At 59.0% G+C, this 3,105-nt stretch carries 2 protein-coding genes and 2 pseudogenes; 1 reads left to right on the top strand and 3 read right to left on the bottom strand.

Translation table 11 applies throughout. From position 1 onward, the window contains the following. Positions 1-574 precede the first annotated feature (574 nt). From ACLFKU_RS42895 to ACLFKU_RS42885, 3 genes and pseudogenes are all read right to left on the bottom strand, one after another. Positions 575-730, bottom strand: coding sequence for a hypothetical protein (locus ACLFKU_RS42895; protein ID WP_410853276.1), 156 nt, complete (start codon positions 728-730; stop codon positions 575-577). Between the two features lie 240 nt (positions 731-970). Then, complete coding sequence (locus ACLFKU_RS42890) at positions 971-1,309, bottom strand: YggL family protein (RefSeq protein WP_410853275.1); 339 nt, start codon at positions 1,307-1,309, stop codon at positions 971-973. A 344-nt stretch (positions 1,310-1,653) separates the two neighbouring features. Further along, positions 1,654-1,953: pseudogene (locus tag ACLFKU_RS42885) on the bottom strand (ABC transporter substrate-binding protein); the annotation flags it as partial. A gap of 94 nt (positions 1,954-2,047) precedes the next feature. On the opposite strand from ACLFKU_RS42885, the pseudogene ACLFKU_RS42880 reads away from it, so the two are divergent. Beyond that, positions 2,048-3,105: pseudogene (locus ACLFKU_RS42880) on the top strand (ISL3 family transposase); the annotation flags it as partial.

The raw sequence follows: 3,105 nt of genomic DNA, 5'->3' as shown, positions 1-3,105 counted from the left end.
TCGACTCGGTATAGCCGTCCGCTCCGCGCATCGCTTCAGTCTCAGTGTTGTCCGGTTCTTTGTTTCAACGTTTACCCCTCCCGCGCGGATGACGTGCGCGGGAGGTATTTCAACAGCCTGTTAGAGAACCGCTTAAGACGGCACACGACGCTGCGCGTTACTGCACCGTCTTAAGCTGGGCCCTAGCGTAGCAATGGTTGTTCCTCCATGCAATGAGATCAGCCCTTCATACAGGCTACTTTCCCGATTTCTGTCTCAGTATTTTCCCGGGATTGCGTACCGCTATAGCTCCAGTGCGGCGACTCCGGCGAAAGAAAGCGCCCCAACGAAGGAACGGGCGAAGCGTCGGCGCACCACCACCGACTGCTTTAGCTGCTGCCTGATCGCCGAATTCGTCCAAGCAGTAGCCTCTGCTCGGCTCCGGTCGATTTGAGCAGTGGCTTTACGGTCGCTTCGATGTAGCTAATGAACGAGCTGCGCGCTCGATCTAGCCGGTCAGCCGGCGTATCTACATTCGATCGTTTGCTCACCGCGACCTCCGCTACGTTTTCCGTCTTGTTGTAGGTCACTGCACTCACGGATTCTTCATGTATCGCCGATAGAAGGCGGCGAACAGCAGGACAATCTCGACGTTCGCCATCAGCCGTTCCCTGAACCGGTCCCTGAAAACCAGCACATCCATGCCGGTAATCAGGATCACCAGCGTCAGGACATAAAGCACGGTAGACATGTTTCTCATCATCCAGTCACCCGTTTTCCGTCCTGTTTAACTCGACATGACGAGGATCTTGACATCAGCGAGTCGGATGCCCGATCGACGGGCAACAGCCCGCCGCGCTCGTGCGGCCATGTCGTTTCCCTTCGTAGCCTCAGCCACACGCGCAACAAACTCGACGCGGCCGGCGACCGGTTTCACGCTGTTGACTACCTCGTACCTGGCCGACATCGCGTGTCGTTGCATGGTGTTTTCCTAGTCGTGGCCATACCACCCGTCGACGAGTGGTCCGACGTCAACAGCCATCAGTTCGGGCCTCGCTTCGAGCCAATCGCGTACGACGCCGCGCTGCGCTTCCGTCGCTGATGCCCGACCGGCATAGGCCGTGACGAATCCATCAAGCTTGTCCACGATCGCTCCACCATATGCCAGCCGGGTGGCCTCGATACGCTCACTGATGAACGAATCACAAACCAGTTCGGCGTCCGCTGCGGATACACCCTCGCGTAGCGCAGCGGACACAGCGAAGCCCAGCTCCTGAAATTCGCCGAGATGGAGCTTCTTGCGTTGGCGACGATTGTGTTGTTTGGACATCGAGGTGTGTTTTCCTTAGTCAAAGGGGTTCCCGCGATCGTACTTCTCAAAAAAAGACTGGGGAGTCCGAACACTACACTGACGCCGCCGGATGCCACCGCCCCTGCTTTTCGGCTTCCCAACCCCCAACTTAAGAGCCTTCACCGATTCACCGGCAGTCTTGGTCGGCCCACCACTCAGCACGTCCAGCCCATGAGAGACAGTCGATACGCGTCGACGCTCATTATTGCGCTCCTTTCCAGTATAACGTCCATCGATTCCGTCTAAAGACGGACAAGCGGTGCCCGAACCTGCTAGCTGAACTAGCGCGTCTCACGGCTAACCGTGTCCGGCAGCACGACCAATCACGATGCCTTCGCAGTAGCGACAAACTCATTGGTGTACGTCCGCTGCAGATCGATATGCTTACCCTTGATCGCCGGGTTGATCGTCGACAGGACCGTGAGAACATTCTCCGGACCGCCCGCAGGCATCTTTCCATCGGGCGTGGACATCGCCATGGTCGACTTCAGCGCCTGTACATAGAGGGACTTGTCGCCACCGTAGCAATCCTTGGGCATCTTGTCCGCAATTTCCTCCGGCGTATGCGTATGGATGTATTGCATGGTTCGCGCAATCGCGCGCGCCAGCCCTGCCGCCTGCTCAGGTGATCCGTGCTCTGACTCGGGCGGTTCAGGGGTGGCTCATGCACTTCGCGTGGTTCGCCGTCCGGCAGCCCAAGTCAAAGTGGTGTGAGACGTCTGGTGCGAACACTGCGGTGGCCCGCGCCTGGAGAAGCTGGAGTGGCTGGGCCGCTACCAGCGGGTGACTGAGCGCTTCGCCAAGGCGTGCGAGAAGCTGCTGCAGGCGGCCAGCGTACAGGCGGTGGCGGCCTTCTACGATCTGGGCTGGCACACGGTCAAATCGATCGACAAGTTGCGCCTGCGCGCACGCGTGGCCGAACCGGACTGGTCGACGATCCGCTATCTGGCGATGGATGAGTTCGCGCTCCATAAAGGTCATCGGTACGCCACGGTGGTGGTCGATCCGATCGGCCGACAGGTGCTGTGGATAGGAGCGGGACGCTCCCGCGAGACAGCCAGGGCCTTCTTTGAGCAGCTACCGGAAGGCGTCGCCGAACGCATCGAGGCCGTCGCAATCGACATGACCACGGCCTATGAACTGGAGATCAACGCACATTGCCCGCAGGCCGAGATTGTCTACGACCTGTTCCACGTCGTGGCCAAATACGGGCGCGAAGTCATCGATCGCGTGCGCGTCGATCAGGCCAACCAGCTTCGCCATGACAGGCCAGCGCGCAAGGTCCTGAAGTCCAGCCGCTGGCTGCTGTTGCGTAACCGCCGCAACCTGAAACCTGAGCAGTCGGTGCATCTGAAGGAACTGCTGGCTGCCAACCAATCGCTGTTGTGTGTCTACGTGCTACGTGACGAACTCAAACGGCTCTGGTTCTATCGCAAGCCTGCCTGGGCGCAGAAGGCCTGGGAGCAATGGTGCGAGCAGGCAAGCCAGAGCGGTATCGCCGCCCTGCAACTGTTTGCGCAGCGCCTGCAAGGCTACTGGCATGGAATCCTGGCGCGCTGCCACCACCCACTGAACACCAGCATCGTTGAAGGGATCAACAACACGATCAAGGTCATCAAACGCAGAGCTTACGGGTACCGCGACGAGGAGTACTTCCCGAAAGGTATCGATCTGTCGGTCTACTCTCAGGCCAAACTTAATGCCGTGGCAAGAAGGCTGAATGAGCGTCCAAGGAAGACACTGAATTACGAAACGCCGGCTGAACGGTTCCAGCA

Source organism: Paraburkholderia sp. EG304 (genome assembly GCF_046543485.1).
Taxonomy (GTDB): domain Bacteria; phylum Pseudomonadota; class Gammaproteobacteria; order Burkholderiales; family Burkholderiaceae; genus Paraburkholderia; species Paraburkholderia youngii.
The sequence above is the reverse complement of the archived record's forward strand: the minus strand, read 5'-3'. Positions and strand labels throughout refer to the sequence as shown.